General features: G+C 43.1%; 13 protein-coding genes and 4 pseudogenes. 3 read left to right on the top strand and 14 right to left on the bottom strand.

The genetic code is table 11. The features are described from left to right. From K358_RS17865 to idnO, 8 genes and pseudogenes are all read right to left on the bottom strand, one after another. A pseudogene (locus K358_RS17865) lies at positions 1-553 on the bottom strand (IS5 family transposase); the annotation flags it as partial. A 203-nt stretch (positions 554-756) separates the two neighbouring features. Then, positions 757-1,395 (bottom strand): bifunctional 4-hydroxy-2-oxoglutarate aldolase/2-dehydro-3-deoxy-phosphogluconate aldolase, encoded by a 639-nt coding sequence (locus tag K358_RS0101460; RefSeq protein WP_027695162.1) that lies wholly within the window; start codon positions 1,393-1,395, stop codon positions 757-759. A 22-nt stretch (positions 1,396-1,417) separates the two neighbouring features. Continuing rightward, positions 1,418-3,227: pseudogene (gene edd, locus K358_RS17860) on the bottom strand (phosphogluconate dehydratase). Continuing rightward, complete coding sequence (locus tag K358_RS0101450; RefSeq protein ID WP_051241123.1) at positions 3,221-3,757, bottom strand: gluconokinase; 537 nt, start codon at positions 3,755-3,757, stop codon at positions 3,221-3,223. The pseudogene edd and the gene K358_RS0101450 overlap by 7 nt, the downstream one beginning before the upstream one ends. 128 nt (positions 3,758-3,885) lie before the next feature. Next, positions 3,886-5,160 carry a TRAP transporter large permease gene (locus K358_RS0101445; RefSeq protein WP_027695160.1) on the bottom strand — a complete coding sequence of 425 codons (1,275 nt, stop codon included), beginning with the start codon at positions 5,158-5,160 and terminating at the stop codon, positions 3,886-3,888. Continuing rightward, positions 5,148-5,651: a TRAP transporter small permease gene (locus K358_RS17855; protein ID WP_051241122.1), complete on the bottom strand. Its 504-nt coding sequence runs from the start codon at positions 5,649-5,651 to the stop codon at positions 5,148-5,150. Before K358_RS17855 ends, K358_RS0101445 begins: the two co-directional genes overlap by 13 nt. 51 nt (positions 5,652-5,702) lie before the next feature. Then, on the bottom strand, positions 5,703-6,698 hold the full coding sequence (locus K358_RS0101435; RefSeq protein ID WP_083962723.1) for a TRAP transporter substrate-binding protein: 996 nt from the start codon (positions 6,696-6,698) through the stop codon (positions 5,703-5,705). Between the two features lie 26 nt (positions 6,699-6,724). Beyond that, on the bottom strand, positions 6,725-7,489 hold the full coding sequence (idnO, locus tag K358_RS0101430) for a gluconate 5-dehydrogenase (protein ID WP_027695158.1): 765 nt from the start codon (positions 7,487-7,489) through the stop codon (positions 6,725-6,727). A gap of 748 nt (positions 7,490-8,237) precedes the next feature. Between idnO and gnd the strand changes: the two genes are divergently transcribed. Continuing rightward, the gene (gnd, locus tag K358_RS0101425; protein ID WP_027695157.1) at positions 8,238-9,686 is read left to right on the top strand and encodes a decarboxylating NADP(+)-dependent phosphogluconate dehydrogenase; all 1,449 of its coding nucleotides are present in this window, start codon (positions 8,238-8,240) and stop codon (positions 9,684-9,686) included. Between the two features lie 183 nt (positions 9,687-9,869). Here gnd and K358_RS17850 read toward each other — a convergent pair. Both K358_RS17850 and tnpC read right to left on the bottom strand, forming a co-directional pair. Further along, positions 9,870-10,331: pseudogene (locus K358_RS17850) on the bottom strand (IS5 family transposase); the annotation flags it as partial. A gap of 33 nt (positions 10,332-10,364) precedes the next feature. Beyond that, positions 10,365-11,771 (bottom strand): IS66 family transposase, encoded by a 1,407-nt coding sequence (gene tnpC, locus K358_RS0101415; protein WP_027695156.1) that lies wholly within the window; start codon positions 11,769-11,771, stop codon positions 10,365-10,367. A 214-nt stretch (positions 11,772-11,985) separates the two neighbouring features. Between tnpC and dhaR the strand changes: the two genes are divergently transcribed. Beyond that, a complete protein-coding gene (gene dhaR / locus K358_RS0101410) occupies positions 11,986-13,911 on the top strand; it encodes a dihydroxyacetone kinase operon transcriptional regulator DhaR (RefSeq protein WP_027695155.1) in 1,926 nt (641 codons plus the stop codon). 78 nt (positions 13,912-13,989) lie between these two features. Here dhaR and ptsP read toward each other — a convergent pair whose 3' ends face one another. From ptsP to dhaK, 3 genes are read right to left on the bottom strand one after another with little or no spacing between them, the layout of a single operon-like run. Beyond that, positions 13,990-16,389 carry a phosphoenolpyruvate--protein phosphotransferase gene (ptsP, locus tag K358_RS0101405; protein ID WP_027695154.1) on the bottom strand — a complete coding sequence of 800 codons (2,400 nt, stop codon included), beginning with the start codon at positions 16,387-16,389 and terminating at the stop codon, positions 13,990-13,992. 1 nt (position 16,390) lies between these two features. Continuing rightward, positions 16,391-17,026 carry a dihydroxyacetone kinase subunit DhaL gene (gene dhaL / locus K358_RS0101400; RefSeq protein ID WP_005379705.1) on the bottom strand — a complete coding sequence of 212 codons (636 nt, stop codon included), beginning with the start codon at positions 17,024-17,026 and terminating at the stop codon, positions 16,391-16,393. 15 nt (positions 17,027-17,041) lie between these two features. Then, positions 17,042-18,100 carry a dihydroxyacetone kinase subunit DhaK gene (gene dhaK / locus K358_RS0101395; RefSeq protein WP_027695153.1) on the bottom strand — a complete coding sequence of 353 codons (1,059 nt, stop codon included), beginning with the start codon at positions 18,098-18,100 and terminating at the stop codon, positions 17,042-17,044. Positions 18,101-18,453: 353 nt separating this feature from the next. On the opposite strand from dhaK, the gene K358_RS0101390 reads away from it, so the two are divergent. After that, the gene (locus K358_RS0101390) at positions 18,454-19,536 is read left to right on the top strand and encodes a glycerol dehydrogenase (protein ID WP_006742744.1); all 1,083 of its coding nucleotides are present in this window, start codon (positions 18,454-18,456) and stop codon (positions 19,534-19,536) included. Between the two features lie 50 nt (positions 19,537-19,586). Here the strand turns inward: K358_RS0101390 and K358_RS17845 are convergent. After that, positions 19,587-20,759, bottom strand: a pseudogene (locus K358_RS17845) (heavy metal sensor histidine kinase); the annotation flags it as partial. Positions 20,760-20,772 lie beyond the last annotated feature (13 nt).

Raw genomic sequence — 20,772 nt, 5'->3', positions numbered from 1 at the left:
CGACGTGTCTGCTTAAGCAAGTTGGGAAGTACTTCGGCATCGGTTACGTTAGATAAGCTCAGCTCTGCTGCGACTATTTCGTGGGTGCTAGTATCTACTGCGATATGCAGCTTACGCCAAACCCTACGCTTCCCGTCAGTACCATGCTTCTTGACCTTCCATTCGCCTTCGCCATAAACCTTGAGGCCAGTGGCATCAATGGCGAGGTGTTGTATCGCACCTCTGGTTTTAGTTTTAAATGAAACCTCAACTTCCTTAGCTCGACGGCTTATACAGGTGTAGTGGGACAAACTAGCGGGATGTTAGCCAGCTTAAATACCGAGTCTAGAAATCCTTGCAGTGCTCTCAACGGCATAGAGAATATGCGTTTCACCATCAGTGCAGTAGTAATGGCTAAGTCGCTGAATTGGCGAGGTCTGCCGCGCTTGCCTTGTTTGTTTTGCTTCCACTCGGCTATCGCTTCCTCATCAATCCAAAAGGTCAGAGAACCACGGTTTATTAAGGCTTTGTTGTACTGCGTCCAGTTAGTTGTCTTGTAACGAGGTTTAGGCATGAGGCTACGACGATTAATGGGTGTAGCCGATCAGATCGTAGCTTCTTGATTTAGTTCCATCGATTTAAGCAACAAAGCCATGCGAACTTACAGATTAAAAAGTTATTAAAACCATCTTAAAATGCACTAAAAACCATAGAATGTATACTAAGTCAAATACGCTAATATTTGACTTAGCTACAATAAAAATCGCTAACGCTTGATTAAGATGTCAATCCTTTAATAGCATTGCGTGTTAAGTCAGTAATGAGAGACCAATTTTTATCCTTAATCGCATTCTTATCTAGCATCCAGGTACCCCCTACAGTCGCAACACAATCTAACGCTAAATAGCTCTTGGCATTAGTAGCGTTAATACCTCCTGTAGGACAAAATAAGATATTAGGTAATGGAGCTGAAATAGCTTTAAGAGTATTTACACCGCCATTCGCTTCAGCAGGAAAAAATTTTAGACAATTATAACCATATGACATAGCCGTCATCACTTCACTTGGCGTCGCTACTCCCGGGATAAAAGGTACTGGCGAACTCTTAGCATGTTGCAATAGATCCAGACTGAATCCCGGAGATAATACAAACTCAGCACCCGCTGCGACAGCCTGATCATATTGTTCACAGTTGACTACAGTGCCAGCACCAACCAAGGAGTTCGGTAATTCCTTAGAGATAATCTTTATTACCTCCAATGCACAATCTGTACGTAAAGTAACTTCAAATACATTGATACCGCCGTCACTTAACGCTTTCGCCATTGGTAGTGCATCTTCAATATCTTCAATCACCATAACAGGGACTATAGGTGACGCTGTTAATACTTTTTGTGGTTCTAATTTCCAGTTCATTTAAATTGCTCTCAATCATTAATTAGGAATTATATTTGAAAATTGATGCACCAAGTTCCGCACTTGTTACACTATCACGATAAATTTGGAATAACTCCCGCCCCCTATCCAAAGCCATGATTCATATCATATTTAGGTGAAATAGCCGTTCGACCGGTTAAATCTGACAATACCTTCAACTCGCCAGTGATAGCGTTCATTCTAATGAGATCACCATCTTTTAATAAGGATAATGGACCACCACGCTTAGCTTCAGGGGTGACGTGAATGACTGCTGGTACCTTTCCAGATGCACCCGATAAACGTCCATCAGTTATCAAGGCAACGTTCAAACCATCCTTCATTAGGTTTGATAATAAAGGAATAAGTTTATGTAACTCGGGCATTCCATTGGCGGCAGGACCACTATACCGTACAACAATGACGACATCTTCTTGGAACTCTTTACTAAAGTACGCCCTTTCCACTTCATCTTGGTCATCAAAAACACGGGCGGTTGCTTCAATTACCCGATATTCAGGTGCAACTGCACTGACTTTAATTATACCACGTCCCAAATTTCCGCTCATAACTTGAAGTCCACCATGTGGACTAAAACAACTGTCTTTACTCGAAATAACAGACGTATCTTTGCTACCAGTGTCTGATATGTACTGTAAATAACCATCCATTAACTGTGGTTGATTTACACCATCTTCCATTGTTCCGTAGACTGAAAGAGTATCTGTATAGAATAAGCCTTTTTGGGCCAGCAAAGACAACAAGCAAGGAACTCCGCCGGCTTGTTGAAATCCGTTGATATCTGCAGGTCCATTTGGATACATTTTTACTAATAGTGGAACCACTTTTGATAGCGCATCAATATCGTCCCAAGTAACTACCCAGCCTGCCGCTCTTGCAACAGCGATTAGATGCATCGTATGGTTTGTGCTGCCACCAGAAGCTAACAATGCAACTAGTCCATTTACAACCGCTTTTTCATTGACCAAGTTAGCAAGCGAGCTTGCACCGTTTAAATTCTGTGCTTGTGAAGCAAACTTTATAGCGCATTCTTTAGTGAAAACATTTCTAAGAGGATCCCATGGTGAAACAAATGCAGAACCAGGAAACATCAGCCCCATAGCTTCAAAAACGAGTTGATTCGTGTTTGCAGTTCCATAAAAGGTGCAGGTACCTTGATTATGGTATGCTTTACACTCCATATCCAATAAAGCAGATTTATCGGCTTCTCCACGAGCAAACTTTTGACGAACTGCTACTTTTTCATCATTCGAAATGCCTGTAGACATAGGACCTGCTGGGACAAATGCGCATGGCAAGTGACCAAAGCTTAAAGCTCCAATAAGCATCCCTGGGGCAATTTTGTCACAAATACCTAAGAGCAATACACCGTCATATGTATTGTGGCTAAGAGAAACCGCTGTAGCTTGAGCAATTAAATCACGCGAGAAGAGCGACAATTCCATTCCAGGTTGTCCTTGCGTAATGCCATCACACATAGCTGGAACACCTCCAGCGACTTGCGCAGTGTGCCCTAGTTCAGCTAATGCTTCTTTTATTATATCTGGGTAGTATTGATAAGGTTCATGGGCACTCAGCATATCATTGTACGATGACACGATAGCGAGATTAGAACGGGTAAAGTCTAAAACACGAGTTTTTTCATTTGAGGGACATGCAGCAACTGTATGAGCAAGATTAGCACAAGATAAAGTTTGTCGACTTTTCCCGTTTCTAGCTTGGTCTTGCATTAATTCGAGGTAGTGTTTCCGAGACTCTACACTCCGCTTTACAATCCTTTCAGTCACGTTTAAAAGTCCAGTGTTCATAATTGGCCCTCGATAACGTTCATAACTGCAATAGAAGCTCTATCGATAACATCTTCCATCGAAGAATCTATGCTCACCCTAAACACATCTGATTCGTCATCTGTAGGCTCTTCTAGTACATCAAACTGACTTTTAATTAACCCTACAGGCATAAAATGTCCCTTTCTTGCCTGCATACGTGCAAGAATTAATTCATAATCACCATGTAAATAAATAAATCGAACTTTATTATTCCTATAACGAAGCATATCTCTATATTTTCTTTTCAATGCAGAACTAACAACAACCGCTATTTCGTTTTTTTGTTCAATACTAAATGCTATATCGTTAATTCTTTTAAGCCATGGTTCTCGGTCACTATCATTTAGTGGCTGACCTGACATCATTTTTTCAATATTTGACCTAGGATGTAAATCGTCTCCATCAATAAATTTACTTCCGATAATTTTAGCAACAGCTTCACCAATAGTTGATTTTCCACAGCTAGTTACACCCATAAATACAAAGGTGTACCCTTTTGTTGTAGTATTCATCATCTTACCCTTAAAATATAATACAATATTTTCAAGCAATTCTTAATAGAAATTTAATAATCAAAAAAAACAATAATATGGTTTACAAAGGATACTTATGTGCCCTTTGCATTATTAAATCAATCATCCTAATTTAAGAAAGTGCTTATACTAGGAAAAATAACAACCAAAATGAAGATAAATAAATACGAGATAAAGAATGGTATTTGTCCTTTAACAATATCACCCATTTTCAAGCCTGTAACACTCGACGCTGAAAATATATTGACAGCGACAGGAGGAGTCATTGTACCTACCACATTAGAAATACAAACTATCATACCAAAATGAATAGAATCTAAACCGACAGCTTGAGCTAATGGCCATAATACCGGAACAAGTAAAACACAAGTAGCAATACCTTCTAGGAAGATACCAAATACGAGTAATAACAAAGCAACGAGTAATGAAAATACAGTTGGACTCAAGTTTAATTCAGTAACAAAAGAAACCAAATCCCGTGAAATCCCTGAATATGCAAATAGCCATGCAAATGAAGTTGAAGTCGCTATAATAAACAAAATCATTGCTGAACTTTTTGCTGAATCGACAAAAATATCAAATAAATCTGAATATTTTATTTCTTTATACACAAACATTCCCACAAACAATGAGCATATTACAGCAATTGCTGCGGACTCAGTTGGTGTAAACAAACCAGAATAGATACCACCGAGAATAATAATAGGAAGAGATAAAGCAGGGATAGCATTAACAAATTTCTTAAATATATTTGTAAATGATATTTTCTCTGACGTTTTTGGCCAATTTTCTTTTCTTGAATAAATACTGATTGCGATCATCAAAGACAACATGAGTAAAATGCCGATCACCATACCAGACTTAAACAATGCTCCGATAGAAGAACCTGTCAGTGTACCGTATACAACCATGATGATTGATGGAGGTACAATTGGTCCTAAGCCTCCAGATATCACTAATAAACCGGCTGTCCTGTTCTTAGGATAACCAAGCTTGACCATATCTTTATATAGCATTGAGCCGATAGCAATCACTGTAGCTGGAGCCGAGCCAGATAAAGAAGAGAAGAATGCACTAGCCATTACAAGCGCATGAGCCATTCCTCCTCTAAAGTTCCCAACAATAGAGTTACAAAAATCAACAAGCTTTCTAGAAATGCCACCTTTTGTCATGATATTTCCAGCAAGAATAAAATACGCTATAGCCATAATTGAGCTAGAATCAAGGCCACCAAAAATCCTCTGAGGTATTACATCCAGACTTATACCCAGGTCATCGACCAGTAATACAGTTAACGATGATGATATGCCTAAGGAAATTGCAACAGGAGCACTAATCAACAGAAGAATTAAAAACGAACCAAATAAAATCAACCCCGCCATGGTAACTCCTTATGGCAAAATGAATTGCACTTAATTAAGCTAAAAACAGAATATAACTGTGTGACGAATATAATGAAGAATCCAAGAGTCAGTGAAAAATAAGGGATATACATTGGCAGTTTTAGCCCAGGTGATGTTTGCCCTGATACAACTTGCTGAATTAATATAACTATTGACTCTTTTAGCATTGCCAATGAAAAAACGATTAGAACAATACCAACGAAAACGTTTATTATATTTTTCATTTTTTCACCGAGTTTATCTACCAACACGGTCACTCTAATTTGAGTACCATCTCTCAGCCCCATTTCAGTACCCAGCATAACGACGTATACCATACAGTACTTAGCAACTTCTTCTATTCCTGGCATTGGTATTTCAAAGATATTTCTATTTAACACTTGAATAAATGAAGAAAAAACCATTGTTAAAAATGCCAAGAACAAGAAATACTTTTCTAATTTGTTCAATATTTGGATTAAGTAATTCATACTTCTAACCTACAACTGAAATAGAGCCCTAAAACTAGGGCTCACGGTTTTTTAATATTGACTTTTTGCTTTGTCTACTGCAGCTTGCCATTCAGGATCAAATGTATGTTGAACATTCATTTTTTCATATGCTGCTTTTAGCTGATTAATATCGGTCGAATGGAAAGTAACGCCTTTTTCTTTAAGAATCTCTGTCGCATCAGCGTTTGCTTTTAACAATAATTCTCTTTGAGCGGCCACACCTTTATCTACACCTTCTTGAAATTTCGCTCTCAAGTCTTCTGGTATTTTATTCCAACCTTTATCTGACATTGCCAACAAGATGTATACATACGCATGTTTTGTATAAGTAATATTTTTAGTTACTTCATAGAAACCAGACGCTAAACAGTCAGAAACTGCATTTTCTGCTGCATCAATGGTACCTTGTTGTAAACCAGTAAATACTTCATTAGAAGGCATTGCTACTGGCATAGCACCAAATGATTTAAATGCAGCTTGATGATAAGAGTTCTCCATAGTACGAATGGTCACCCCCTTAAAATCATCAATAGTATTGATCGGATTTTTAGAAAACGTATCTCGAAAGCCGGATTCCATAAAACCAATAACATGCAACCCATGTTTCAGCGCTTCCCGTTTAATTAACTTCCCAAGCTCACCATCAACGGCTGCATGTGCTTGTTCAATGTTGTCCCAAAGATAAGCTTGATCGAGAATTGCCATTTCAGGAATAAAGTTAGTCATAACAGCATTTGCGGCCGCGGCAATGTCCAGGTTGTTAGCCATTGCTAATTCAACGGTGTCACGTTCACCACCTAAAGTACCGCCCGCATAAACATCGACTAAAATTCTGCCATCGGTCGCTTTCTTAACCTCTTCAGAAAGAGCTCTAGCACCTGCTGCATAGTTAGAGTTATCAGGTACAACCATGGCAAGTTTTAATTTAATCGGCTTAACTTCATCGCTATCACTTCCATTACAACCAAACAGAGCTGTGCTAGCAAAAGCTATTAGTAAAAGTTTTTTGAATTTATTCATAATCATGTGAAACACTCTCAATTGCAGTTTTATTAAACAGCAGCTAACATGCCACCATCGACGAAAATAGCGTGTCCATTGACAAAATTTGAGGCATCTGATGCTAGATATACAGCTGCCCCCACTAATTCGCTTGGCTCACCCCAACGGTTCGCAGGTGTTCGATTACAAAGCCAAGCACTGAATTCATGGTCATTTACTAGCTTTTCCGTTAATTCAGTTTTAATGTAACCTGGACAAATACAGTTAACTTGCACGTTATATCTTGCTAACTCTACACATGCCCCGCGAGTTAACATCTTCACGGCACCTTTTGATGCCGCATAAGGTGTTATGGTGTCGCGCCCAAGCTCGCTCTGCATAGAGCCAATATTAATAATTTTTCCACGACCATTTTTAACCATATATTTGCCTACTTCTTGAATCATGAGAAACACGGCTTTTTGATTTACTTCTATAACATCGTCCCAATCACTTTCAGGAAACTCCAAAATAGGAAAGCGTCTTTGAATGCCTGCGTTATTGATCAGAATGTCGATTGGCCCGACCTCTTTAGATATTTGAGCAACGCTATCTACGATGGCGTCCTTGCACGTAACATCAAAACCATAGCCATAAGCCTCATATCCCAACTCTCTTAATTGTAACGCCGCACTCTTCGCTCGTTCTTCCGTTCTGTCATTAATGACAACCGTAGCGCCATGTTCAGCAAGACCTTTAACTAGCACATTGCCGATACCCTGAGCAGAACCAGTTACTAAAGCAACTTTTCCTTTTAAATCAAACAAATTATTCATTACTACTCCAAAACAACCACAAAACTTAATAGCCTCGGCTTTTGTTCAGTACACACAACAACCATGGCAACCGGTTGTCATAGTAATTTTGATAAACTATTTTTTAAAGTGTGAGAATATAATTTTGTGATATATAGCAACTTTAACTAGCAACATAACATTAAAAAGTCACATTGGTTGATCAAGATCAATTTTATTTGTTATTAGTAAAAAACATTAAAAAACAACACAGAAACAATTTTACCCTTAAATTTTAAGAATAAATCAATTAGTCTTTAAAATAATCTGATCACTAAATTAAAATGTTACCCATAAAAATTAAAAATGATAAATAAACATTTAAATATCAATAACTTATTAAATACTGGCATTTATGATTCATTTAAATAACATGTTATTTAGTTAATTAAACTGTCACAAATTTATTAAATACATATAGCTACACATATTTATCAAATAATATTAATATACTATTATTATTTTTTATCAATATTAAACAGACAGTTATCAAGTTCCGTAAAATACACAAACTTGTAATTTATAAATTTAAAAACATGATACAAATCACAATTTCCGCTTAACCGCCTTTTATTCATAACAACCGCACCCCATAATGGCAAACGGTTGCCAGTGGTAGAATTCATCAATTATACGTTTCATCCACAGACAAAAAAGCATATTAGTTTCAAGCGAGATAAAGAAAAACTGTTAAGGGAATCCTAAAAACACTCGAAAAGGAGCAGTAAGAATGGAAGGTGATATCGGTGTAATCGGCCTAGCGGTTATGGGTCAAAACCTGATCCTAAACATGAACGACCACGGCTTTAAAGTTGTTGCTCACAACCGTACTGCCTCAAAAGTGGACGAATTCCTGGAAGGTCCAGCTAAAGGCACTAACATCATTGGTGCATACTCTCTGGAAGAACTAGTAGAGAAGCTGGAATCTCCACGTAAAGTAATGCTTATGGTTCGTGCTGGCGCAGTTGTTGATGCATTCATCGACCAACTTGTACCACTACTAGACAAAGGCGACATCATCATTGATGGCGGTAACACTAACTACCCAGATACTAACCGTCGCGTTGCTGCGCTACGTGAAAAGGGTATCCACTTCATTGGTACTGGTGTTTCTGGTGGTGAAGAAGGCGCACGTTTTGGTCCTTCAATCATGCCTGGTGGTGCTCCAGAAGCTTGGGAAGCGGTTAAGCCTATTTTCCAGGGTATCTCTGCAAAAACTGTCGCTGGCGAGCCATGTTGTGACTGGGTTGGTAACGATGGCGCTGGCCACTTCGTTAAGATGGTACACAACGGTATCGAATACGGCGACATGCAGTTGATCACTGAAGCTTACCAGTTCATGAAAGACGGTCTTGGTCTGTCTGCAGACGAGATGCAAGCTGTATTTGCTGATTGGGACAAGACTGAACTAAACAGCTACCTGGTAGAAATCACAGCTGACATCCTTGGCTACAAAGATGAAGATGGTGAGCCACTTATTGAGAAAATCCTGGATACTGCTGGCCAAAAAGGTACAGGTAAATGGACGGGTATCAACGCGCTAGACCTAGGCATTCCTCTAACTCTAATCTCTGAGTCTGTATTCTCTCGTTGTCTATCGGCACTAAAAGGCCAACGTGTTGAAGCTGAAAAACTGTTTGGTAAAGTGATTACTCCCGTTGAAGGCGACAAACAAGAGTGGGTTGATGCACTACGCCAAGCTCTGCTTGCTTCTAAGATCATCTCTTACGCGCAAGGCTTCATGCTGATGCGCGAAGCATCAAACGAAAATGGCTGGGATCTGAACTACGGTAACGTAGCACTGATGTGGCGTGGTGGTTGTATTATCCGATCTGCATTCCTGGGCAACATCCGTGATGCATTTGAAAATACCCCTGACCTGTCATTCCTGGGTTCTGATGAGTATTTCAAATACATCCTGCAAAGTAGCCTTCTTGCATGGCGCAAAGTGGCTTCTAAATCGTTAGAAACTGGTATCCCAATGCCATGTATGACTTCTGCTTTGACCTTCCTGGACGGCTACACTACTGCTCGTCTGCCAGCTAACCTGCTACAAGCTCAACGTGATTATTTCGGTGCTCACACTTATGAACGTACGGACCATGCACGTGGTGAGTTCTTCCACACTAACTGGACAGGTACAGGCGGCGACACAGCATCCACTACATATGATGTGTAATAAACAACTCCCGCCTATGTTGATGAAATAAAGAGAAATTATTGACCAATTGGTGGGTATATAAATGTCCAGTATGGTCATGTGTGAAATACATTATTAGATACTGAATCTGTTTTTCAACATGTCCACGGCTTTGTTGCTTAATTCGATGAGAAGACATGGTAGCCCCATGTTGTTCAGTTCTTAAACAACATACTGAGTTTCAGGCATACCTAGCCCTGTAAGCTTGTTCAGCGCTTTGATCATAGCGTAAGTCTCACCAACTTGAGCGTTGTAGTCCCTCAGGCTTAATTTCCCACCTAACAACTGTTTTACCCGATACATTGCTGTCTCTGAGAGCGAGCGCTTATGATAACCATACCGCTTTTTCCATTTCTTGTTAGAGCCGTAGAGCTTCTGGCAACCCACTGCTAAGTTGCGAGGATGTCCTCGCTCCCAGAAGGCTGCCCCTTCTCGTGGCGGAATGAGCGGAACAGCTCGCTTGAGCCGTATGGCATCATGGCAATTCCTTGTGTCATAAGCACCATCGCCTGATATCTCAATGATTTTACGACGTGTCTGCTTAAGCAAGTTGGGAAGTACTTCGGCATCGGTTACGTTAGATAAGCTCAGCTCTGCTGCGACTATTTCGTGGGTGCTAGTATCGTAACTATTCACCCACGAGCTATTGACGACGGTTTACGCTAAAAATACTGGCGCCTGATAATCAACTTTCAACATGTGATGTTCGACGATTTCACGCAGCCATTTATGAGCAGAGACCTGCTGAAGTTTGGCTGTTTCTATCAGCGAGAACATTCGTTCGCGGAACTGGTCGCCTCGATATGAGCGAGTCACGTAACAACACTTCCTCATCAGTATGTAATTACGGAGAACTCGCTCCGCTGCGTTGTTTGTTAACGGGCACTCGGAGTCGTCCATAAACCGCCAGACCATGGCATCATCAGCGATGAGGTTTCGACATCTACCTCGATATCGTTTTGAGCATTGATAACTACCCAATTTGAGCCAATGAAGCCAGCTCTTTCGTAATCGCCTGAGTCGGCGGTAATATTGGCTTTCGGTAATTTTTTCTTCGATATATCGGTGATGACACCTGAATACGCTATGAGCGATTAAAGCGAGTTTTTCTCCGATTTTTTGGTTTTCAGGACAAACGCTCTCCTCGATAGCGATGACGTTCCTTAATATGTGAGCCCAGCATAATTGGCGCTTAGATTCGTCGATATATTTGTAGGCAGAATATTGGTCAGTCACTAAAAGGTGTGAAACCGCTTCACCAAGTAGTCGTTTGGCAGCATGTTGGTTTCTTCCACTGTTAATTTGGAAAAAGGCTACGTCATTGCTGAGTGCGGCCCACATCCAGCGTTTATCATTATTGCGCTGATGCGAAGTCTCATCAGCCATAATCAGTTTAGATGCTTTGACTGTTTCATGAATTTGAGTATGAGTATCGGCTAAGTATTCAGTGACTCGTCCTTGCGCCGCTGATATTGCACCTGTTGAGAAGTTAAGCTGGAAGACGTCTTTCAACATAGATTGTATTTTACCTATGCTTTGGTGGTGCTGCGTCGCCTGGATTGCGATAAAGCTATGTAGATTTGGCCCCATTTGAACATCGGGCACAGACTCTGGAAGCTCCGCTTGGTGTTTATCACCACACCATGCGCACTCGCCTTTAAAGATTTGATGTTCAACAAGCGTGTATGAGATATCTGGCAAGTCAAAGATTTGGTGTCGTTTATAAGGTTTTCGATTTGGAATAACACACCCACCGCAGTGGCATATCTTATTCGGTAAATATTGCTCAACCGAGGCACTGTCTTCAACAGGGTGAAGCAGTCGGCGATGGCCTTTATGACCTGGTTGAGCTCCTTGCTTTTTTCCAGATTTCTTCCGATTTGGCGAAGTATTCTTAGCTTTATTATGCAGGGGTTGTTGAGATGATGGCACAGAAGAGTTTCGACTATTTTGATTTAGTCGGTCTTCAAGCTCTGCCAGCTTATTCCATAAAAAGTGGATGATGTCTTTCGCCTCTTCAGGCGAATCGAAATCTGGCGGTGGAGGTAATGTTTTCTTATTCATACCTCCAGATTGCCACCACAAAAAGATCACTCAAGTTGGATGTGGGATCAAGTTAACTCAGTCACATAAATTTGCTGTCAATAGCTCCTGGGTGAATAGTTACCTTTTCTTTACGTGTCCTTTCTGTATGACGTGCGTGAAAGCCATCACAGTCCATATTCGTATGTCCCTGTAATATCAGACCAATCTATCGCTAGTATTGAAACGGTATGGCATGCTTTTAATCGAAGACACTAAAACCAAATGGGCGTTTTTCCAGAAACACCATTGGGTATCTCCAGAATTTTCCCGCACTCCCGTACTTGAGTCGTGGGAGCGTTGCATAAAGCAATGCAGTCCTTACACCTGGTCAAAGCCACATATTGCCTCTGGATTTACCTTCTCATCTCTGATGAAACGCAACGAGCACCTCATCGAATGCGCCACGACCGTACTTGAAGACACTTACGACATGCTAGGAGACGAAGACCTGCTATTGATGGTAACTGACGGCAACGGCTGCGTTCTTTCCGTTGTGGGACATCACTCTATGCAGCAAGAGATGCAGGCGCTCGGCATTAAACAAGGCTGTTTTCTATCTGAAGGAAAAATTGGCACAAATGCGGTCAATCTCTGTATTAGTACTCATATCCCGAGTGAAGTTTTCGCAGCAGAACATTTCAATCGCCACTTACATTCTTATGCCTCTGTAGCAGCACCTGTTTTCGACCAATTTGGCAAGTTACGCGGCACAACATGCCTTCTCAAAAAAGCAGAGAGCTATAAGAAAGAAAACTTAGTCATCATCGCGTCGAGCGCGAAAGAAGTCAGTTTGCAAATCCATATTCAGTCGGAACAAGAAAACATTAACCGCCTCACTTGTGCGCACAACGCAACGTTAGAATGCATGGATGATGGCCTTCTGGCCTGGGATGAAGAAAGCCGTATTACCATGGTAAATCATCAATCAGAGCGTTTGTTAAACATTGAAGCCAGTCAGGTTTTGGATAAAGAAGTCTTTTCTGTTTTACGTTTCCCGCCGAATGTCCTCAATAGTCTTGAGTCGGGTGCAAGCATCAACCGCAAGCTCACAACGGTAGAGGTTCGTGGCGAGTTTGTTGAAGCGATCATTACCTTGCGTCCACTCAACGACGGCACGCACTTATTGTTTTTGCACCCCATCGATAAAATTCGCGAACTTGCTCAACAACAAATAGGTGGCAGTGCGCGCTATACATTCAGCACTTTGCCTGTTATTTCACGAAAAATGAAGCACGTCATTACCGTGGCAAAACGGGCCATAAAGTCCAAATCACCGATTCTAATTACAGGTGAAGAAGGTGTAGGAAAAGCCACTCTCGCCATGGCGATTCATAACGAAAGCACCTACAAAGAAGGGCCGATCATTACGCTCAACTGCCGCTCCATCAATACAGAGCAACTGGTCAAAGAAACCCTGGGATACGACGAGGGGCAAGGCATGCCCTCTAAGTTTGAACTCGCCCATGGCGGCACGCTCTTTTTGGAAAAGGTGGAATATCTGTCACCCGATTTACAAGCCGTGCTACTTAAGTTGTTAAAAACTGGGCTCGTCAGCCGCAGCGACAGTTTGCGATTGATCCCCGTAGACTTTCAACTTATTACGAGCACCGCTTCAGAGATCAGCGAGTATGTCACTCAGCGCTCATTTGGTCGGCAACTTTATTATGAAATCTCCTCGAACGAACTGCATATTCCGCCACTACGAAAGCGTAAAGAAGACATTGAATTTCTCGTCCAGCAGCTTATCAGCCATTATGAACGCCGCCACAATGTGACGATCTCGATAGAGCCAGTCGCACTGGAAGCGTTGATGAATTTTCGTTGGTCAGGCAACAACTCTGAATTAAGAAACCGAACTGAGCGAATTTTGCTGAACCGCAGTTCCAACTTAATCAAGCTGAACGATATTCCTGAAGACATTAAACTGAATTCTCGCCATACCGCAGAAAATACGCCAGTAATCACGTTAGAAGAAGCCGAGAGAAGAGCTATCGTTCAGGCTTGGAATCAGTGTGATGGCAAAATGCATGATATGGCGAAAGCATTGCAAATTGGCCGCACGACCTTATGGAGAAAAATTAATAAGTTTGGGCTGCAGGAGCAAATGAAGCTGTATTAAGCCAAGAAGTGGCGTTCCTACAAAAGTAAAACCGGCGTAAGCACGCCGGTATACATGTACTAACGATAAAGGTATCGATTAAACATCGACAGACAACTGACGAATCTGCGCTTTTAGTCCCGGTAGCATACTCGAACTGGCGCTGAATTTTCGTAACCCAACACGAAGTAATGTTTCTGTGGCATTTGGATCACCAGCCATCTCACCGCACATACTGACCGGTATGCCCGCGCGATCGCCTGCTGCACAAGTGAGTTCAATGGCTTTTAGTACCGATGGTTCAAAGTAGTTCACCAATTCAGCAACGGCAGCGTTGCCTCGATCGGCTGCCATAACATATTGAGTCAAATCATTGGTGCCAATAGAGAAAAAGTCGACTTCTTGTGCTAACGCATCTGCATTTAATACCGCGGCGGGTACCTCAATCATAATACCGACAGGCAAATGAGTCGCATCCAAGCCGAGTTGGTTTGCTTGATGTGCCAACAGCGCTTTTACTTTTCTCACTTCTTCAACCTGAGCCACCATCGGTATCATCAATTGAATATTCGGTTGCTCGTGAAAGGCTCTCAGAATGGCTCGAAGTTGGGCGGTAAACAATGACTCATGTTGAAGGCACAACCGCACCCCTCTCAGACCTAAAAATGGATTATCTTCCGCTGGCATAGGGTAAGCGACTAAAGGCTTATCACCGCCAACATCTAGACTACGAATCGTAAGTGGCTTATCACCAAGTGCGGCGGCAATATCACGATACACTTGGTATTGCGCTTCCTCAGTCGGCAACTCATCACTGTTTTGAAATAGAAACTCAGTCCGGAATAGACCAACGCCCTCAGCTCCTGATGTTAGTGCATCATCAATATCTTTCGGTCCACCAATATTGGCGAATACTGGAATATGGACACCATCACAGGTGACTGCGGCTTGCTGAGCACTCGCTAGTGCACTTTGTCGTGAGTTTTGCCACTCAATTTGCTGAGCTTCTAATTCCTGCTGTACGGCATCTGAAGGAGAGAACCATAAATGCCCTCGAAAGCCATCAATAGTCACCACTTGACCAGCACGCACAGCATCAAGGCAGCCCTGAGCTTTAACGATGGCAGGAACCCCCATCGCACGAGCAAGAATCGCACTGTGAGAGGTTTTCCCTCCCTCACTCAAACAGATACCAAGCACTTTCGATTTATCAAGCCCGGCCACATCAGAAGGCATCAGATCGCGGGCCAACAAAATACTCGGTTCCTTAATGTCGATGGCATTAGGCGTTACACCTGTCATTTCAACCATAACCTGGCGTGCGATATCATGCACATCAGCTTCGCGTTCCCGCATGTACTGGCTTTCAGCCTGGCGAAACTCGTCGGCTAACGTTTGCAGTGATTCTATCCAAGCTTGCTCGGCTATCATGCCCGTTTGAATTCGCGACTCGACCGATGCCCATAATTCTGGGTCACTGAGCATCATGCTATGAGCAGAAAATATTTCCCCTTTCGGCTGCTTCGCTTGCTCCTGCAAATGTTGAACAACCACGCCTATCGCATGCTTAACCCGTTCAATTTCATCTTGTTCACTTTGGAAATCACGTTCAGGCACAACTGGCATTTCATGAGTAAAAAGGACAACTGGAGCAGTAGCGATACCGTCATTGACTCGAAGACCAACAACAGCACCTTCAATCTGATTAGGGACCATGTCATCGAGCAAAGTATCCGTGCTCTCTTCAGATTCGATAATGCCTTGCTCAACCGCCTCTTTTTCTCCGAAGTGCTCACTAGCTAAGGCTTCAAATTCCTTGATTGCTTCACTGGATTGAGAGCCGAGTGCGCACAGCGTGATCGTCTCTTGGCTACGAACGCCAAGTTTCGCAATGCTGTTTAAGCTTTTCGCGTTTACACGGCGCTCGCCTTTTTTCAACCATAATTGGCAGTCAAAAGGCGCGAGTGCACCAACAATGGCCGCAGCGGGACGAGCATGTAATCCATTCGGATTTTGCACTACCCAATCAAATGTCCGTTCTTGCTCAAAGTTCTCTGATACTGGCGCTATCTCAGCGGATGTTAGTGGCTGATCACCAAGGTGCTCCCGTTTTACGCTTAACGCATTCTGTGCCTCTTCGACTACCGTCGATAAAGGTAGCCCGGCAGCAGCAGCCACCGACGCCGCCATGGTCCCTTCAACAATGGGGGCCGAGATAAGGGTGACATTTTCCCTCACATGATCATCAATCAGATCCAGAGCCATTTCCGTGCTAAGCAACGCGCTGCCAAGATCCATCAACACAACAACCCCTTGTTGATCATGTACCTGCTCAATCGCTTCCATCACGGCTATGGCATCGGTTCCGATCGGGTTCTCTGGATCATCAATCCCAGCCGCAATCGCAAGCTTGGCTTTGCCTTGCGTCATTTGGGTGGCAAGTTCGGCCACCCCTTCTGCAAGGCGACGACTATGAGATACAACTACAATTCCCACCATCTTAATTACCTGCTATTGCCTGCTGTAGTGCTTTAATCATTAACAAAGAAGAGGTTGCGCCGGGGTCTTGGTGACCAATACTACGTTCACCTAAATAGCTTGCTCGCCCTTTTTTCGCCAACATTTCAATCGTGGCAACCGCGTTCGTTTCTGCTAGCTCAACCATTTCATTCAATAAATGGTCAGCGCTCATGCCATTTTCTAACGACGCCTTCACGCTAACTAAAACGGGTAACCAAACATCACACATGGTTTTATCACCCAGTTCCGCTTTACCACGAGACACCACGCCATCCACACCGCTTTTTAGTGCATCAACCAACTCTTCAAACGTTAGTTGCTCTCGAGTTCCGACAGCGGCAGCCGTGCGAATAAACAGCGTGCCATACAGCGGGCCACTTGCCCCACCGACACTAGAAAGCAAGGTCATGCCCGTATTCTTGAGAATGCTGCCGATATTTTGGTCCGCAAATTGCGGCAGTTTTTCCGCGACTTTTTTAAAGCCTCGGTTCATATTGAGACCATGGTCTGCGTCACCAATATCACGATCAAGGTCGGTCAGAAAATCTTGATTCTCTTGATACGTTTTTGCACATAGCTCTAACCAGTGAACGATATGTTGTTTTTCAATTTGCATGTTTGCTCCCCCCTGTTACCACTTGATCGCGGCCGTATCGACAGGAGCATCAAACAGCTCCAACATCTCTTTATCTGCTTTCAGCAACGTAATTGAAACGCCTTCCATATCGAGTGACGTACAGAAGTTACCAACCATATTACGCACGATACGGAACCCCGCTTGCTCGCAGTTATGAGCAAGACGGCGGTACACCCCGTAAAGCTCTGAAGTTGGCGTACCACCCATACCATTCACCATCACAATGTAGTCGTGTTCAGCAGCAAAAGGCTCAATGCTGGATTCCACTTCACCCCATTCACCTTCGTCACGATTCCAAATACGCAAAGTGCGCTGATAAGGTGTGTTTTCAGCAACTTCAGTAAACATTTCATCCACTAACGTATCGACATCGGTGTATTTCACTCGCTTGATACCTGGTTCACCATGGATACCAACACCAAACTCCACTTCATCATCTTCCAGAACAAAAGATGGTTTACCCGCCGCTGGCACAACACAAGCATTAAGCGCCACGCCAAATGAGCGACAGTGATTATTAACGCGACGAGCCAGAGCTTCACATTGCTCCAACGAATAACCTTTGTTCGCGGCAGCCCCAACTAACTTCTCAACCAATACCGTTCCAGCAACGCCACGGCGACCAGCGGTATACAAGCTGTCTTTGACCGCAACATCGTCATCCACCAACACCGACCCAACTTTGATGCCATCGGTATGAAGCAGCTCCACGGCCGTTTCAAAATTCAATACGTCGCCGGTGTAGTTTTTAATGATAAATAGCACGCCTTCTCCAGTATTCACTTGGTTGCCACATTCGTACATTTGATCAGGCGTAGGTGAAGTAAATACCTCACCAGGGCAGGCGCCTGTCAGCATGCCTTTACCAATAAAACCTGCGTGCAAAGGTTCATGACCACAGCCACCACCAGAAACCAATGCCACTTGCCCCGGCGTTTCCTCATGCCACATGTAACGAGGCTCGTAGTTGGCTTTTAGCTCAGGGCGGGACAATGCCAGGCCTTCCATTTGCTGCAATACAACATCATCGACTTGGTTAATTAACTTTTTCATCGTTCTATCTCATTCCATTTATATTTTTATGTAGGGTATGAATTCATCTTAAACAGAGAAAAAACGTGCTCAACAAAAATCAATCCGTTTCATATTGAAACAACGACTTCGGTATTTTCGTTTCAATATGAAACGAAAAACGACGAATTCGCTTGAATAGTGATCGGCGCCATAAAGCATACTAATGCTTATTACTTCTGACAGTCGGTTTGACACCGAGGTCATAAAAGCATGGAACAAAACCAGAGATATCCTTCACCACTTACCTCACCAAACCTAATATAAACCTTATCGCTACAATGGATTTTCATTGCAGTCCAAAACACACATAAAAAAGGTTAAAGGTTTGAATTATGGACAAAATTATTATCAGCCCAAGCAAATACGTCCAAGGTGAACAAGTACTTACATCTATCGCTCACTATGTGAAAACATTAGGTGAACGTCCGTTAGTCATTGCCGATGAGTTCGTGACTAACCTGGTTGGTGATGACGTCAAACAAAGCTTTGCTGACGAAAAGCTTCCACTCACTATGAACATTTTTGGTGGCGAATGTTCACGCGTTGAGATTGAACGCATCACGGACATTTGTGCCACTCAAAAACACGATGTCATTGTCGGTATTGGTGGCGGTAAAACCTTAGATACAGCTAAGGCCGTTGCGTTTTACACCAAAATTCCTGTCGTGGTGGTTCCTACGATTGCCTCGACTGATGCGCCAACCTCTGCTCTTGCGGTGATATACACACCTGAAGGTGAGTTTGCAGAATATTTGATGATCCCTAAAAATCCAGACATGGTCATCATGGATACATCAGTCATCGCCAAAGCCCCTGTTCGCCTACTGGTATCGGGGATGGGCGATGCGCTCTCCACCTACTTTGAAGCTCGTGCCAACATGACCTCTGGTAAGGCAACAATGGCAGGTGGTTTAGCGACGCGTTCAGCGCAAGCTCTTGCGAAGCTCTGTTATGAAACCTTGCTTGAAGATGGTGTAAAAGCAAAAGCTGCGGTAGAAAATGGTGTGAGCACCAAAGCGGTAGAAAATATTATTGAAGCCAATACATACCTAAGCGGTATAGGTTTTGAAAGCAGTGGCCTAGCAGGCGCTCACGCTATTCATAACGGCCTAACCAAGCTCGAAGAGTGTCACCATCTCTATCATGGTGAGAAAGTCGCGTTCGGCACACTTGTTCAACTGGTGCTAGAAAACGCAGCGATGGAAGAGATTAATACGGTTCTCGCCTTCTGCCGATCGGTAGGTCTACCAACCAACTTATTTGATATGGGCGTTAAAGAGCTTAATCACGATAAATTGCGCGAGGTCGCCGAAGCTTCAACGGCCGAGGGAGAAACCATCCACAATATGCCATTCCCAGTGACGGCAGAAAATGTCTACTCTGCAATTCTAACCGCTCATCAACTGGGCCAATAACCCAAATAAAAACGAGTTTGAGTCTCAAAAGGCAAGCCAAGGTTTGCCTTTTATGCTTCAACGGACTTATCACTTCCATTGACACCTGCCGATGGCAACATCAAAACAAACCGCGTCCTGTCTTTATCTGATGTTACTTTTATCTGTCCTTCATACGCTTGCACGATAGATTGGGTAATCGACAAACCTAGCCCTGCACCGACGCTACCTACATGTTGGCGAGATTTATCTGCGCGATAAAATCGGTCGAAAAGGTACGGTAAGTTTTGCTCGGCAATGGAGTCACCTTGGTTGCTGACCGATATCGTAACCCATTCATCAACCTCTTGAACGTCAATCACAATGGTTGAATCAGCATACGCATGGCGAATCGCGTTGGAGAGCAAGTTGCCCACCGCACGCTCAAACATGTTTTTGTCCATATAGAGCTGACCGTCGCCTGAGTTCACGATTCGAACCTCGGCATCTTCGGCCAATATTTCAAAATACGCGACCAAGCGGTCGATTTCCTCCCGCACCGCAAACACTTCGTCATGGCGATGAATGAGCTTGTTTTCAGCCTTGGCAATGTAGAGCAAATCGTTGATGGTTTTCGTGATGCGGTTGAGTTCTTCTAACGTTGAGGCAATCGCATCCTGATATTCCTCAGGCGTTCGACATGCACCTAAAATGACCTGATTTTGCGTAGTAATGTTGGTGAGTGGCGTTTTTAACTCATGTGCTATATCAGAAGAAAACTCGCTCAAGCGGCGAAAACCAGTTTGCAACCTATCGAGCATCGCGTTGTGTTTGTTGGCTAACTCGCGCAGTTCTATTGGCAACGAATCGGGGTCGAGACGAATGCCCATTTGCTCTGGGGATATCTGTTGAATGTGCTGATTCAACCCCACAATCGGCTTCAACCCACGTTTTACAATCCAACCGCTCAACGCGGAAGAAATCACAAACGCCAAACCGAGCGCCCAAAACAAAATCCAGTCGAGTTTATCCAAAAACAAAATATGGTGGTTGATACTCATGCCGAGCACCACCTGATACTCCCCAGCTTGAAACGCAAACGCGCGGATATTCAGCGAGTCCTCACTCCATTCGATGGCGCGCTCGTGATTTAAAACCTGAGGTGAGCTAATGCTATAGGCTCGGTTCTGAGGAATCGTCAGGCTCGAATTCTGATACACGTTCTGCTTGCCTTCAAACACCCACATGTAGAGCGTGCTGTTATTGGGCTTCAGACCC

It is taken from the genome of Vibrio litoralis DSM 17657 (assembly GCF_000426765.1).
GTDB lineage: Bacteria > Pseudomonadota > Gammaproteobacteria > Enterobacterales > Vibrionaceae > Vibrio > Vibrio litoralis.
The sequence above is the reverse complement of the archived record's forward strand: the minus strand, read 5'-3'. Positions and strand labels throughout refer to the sequence as shown.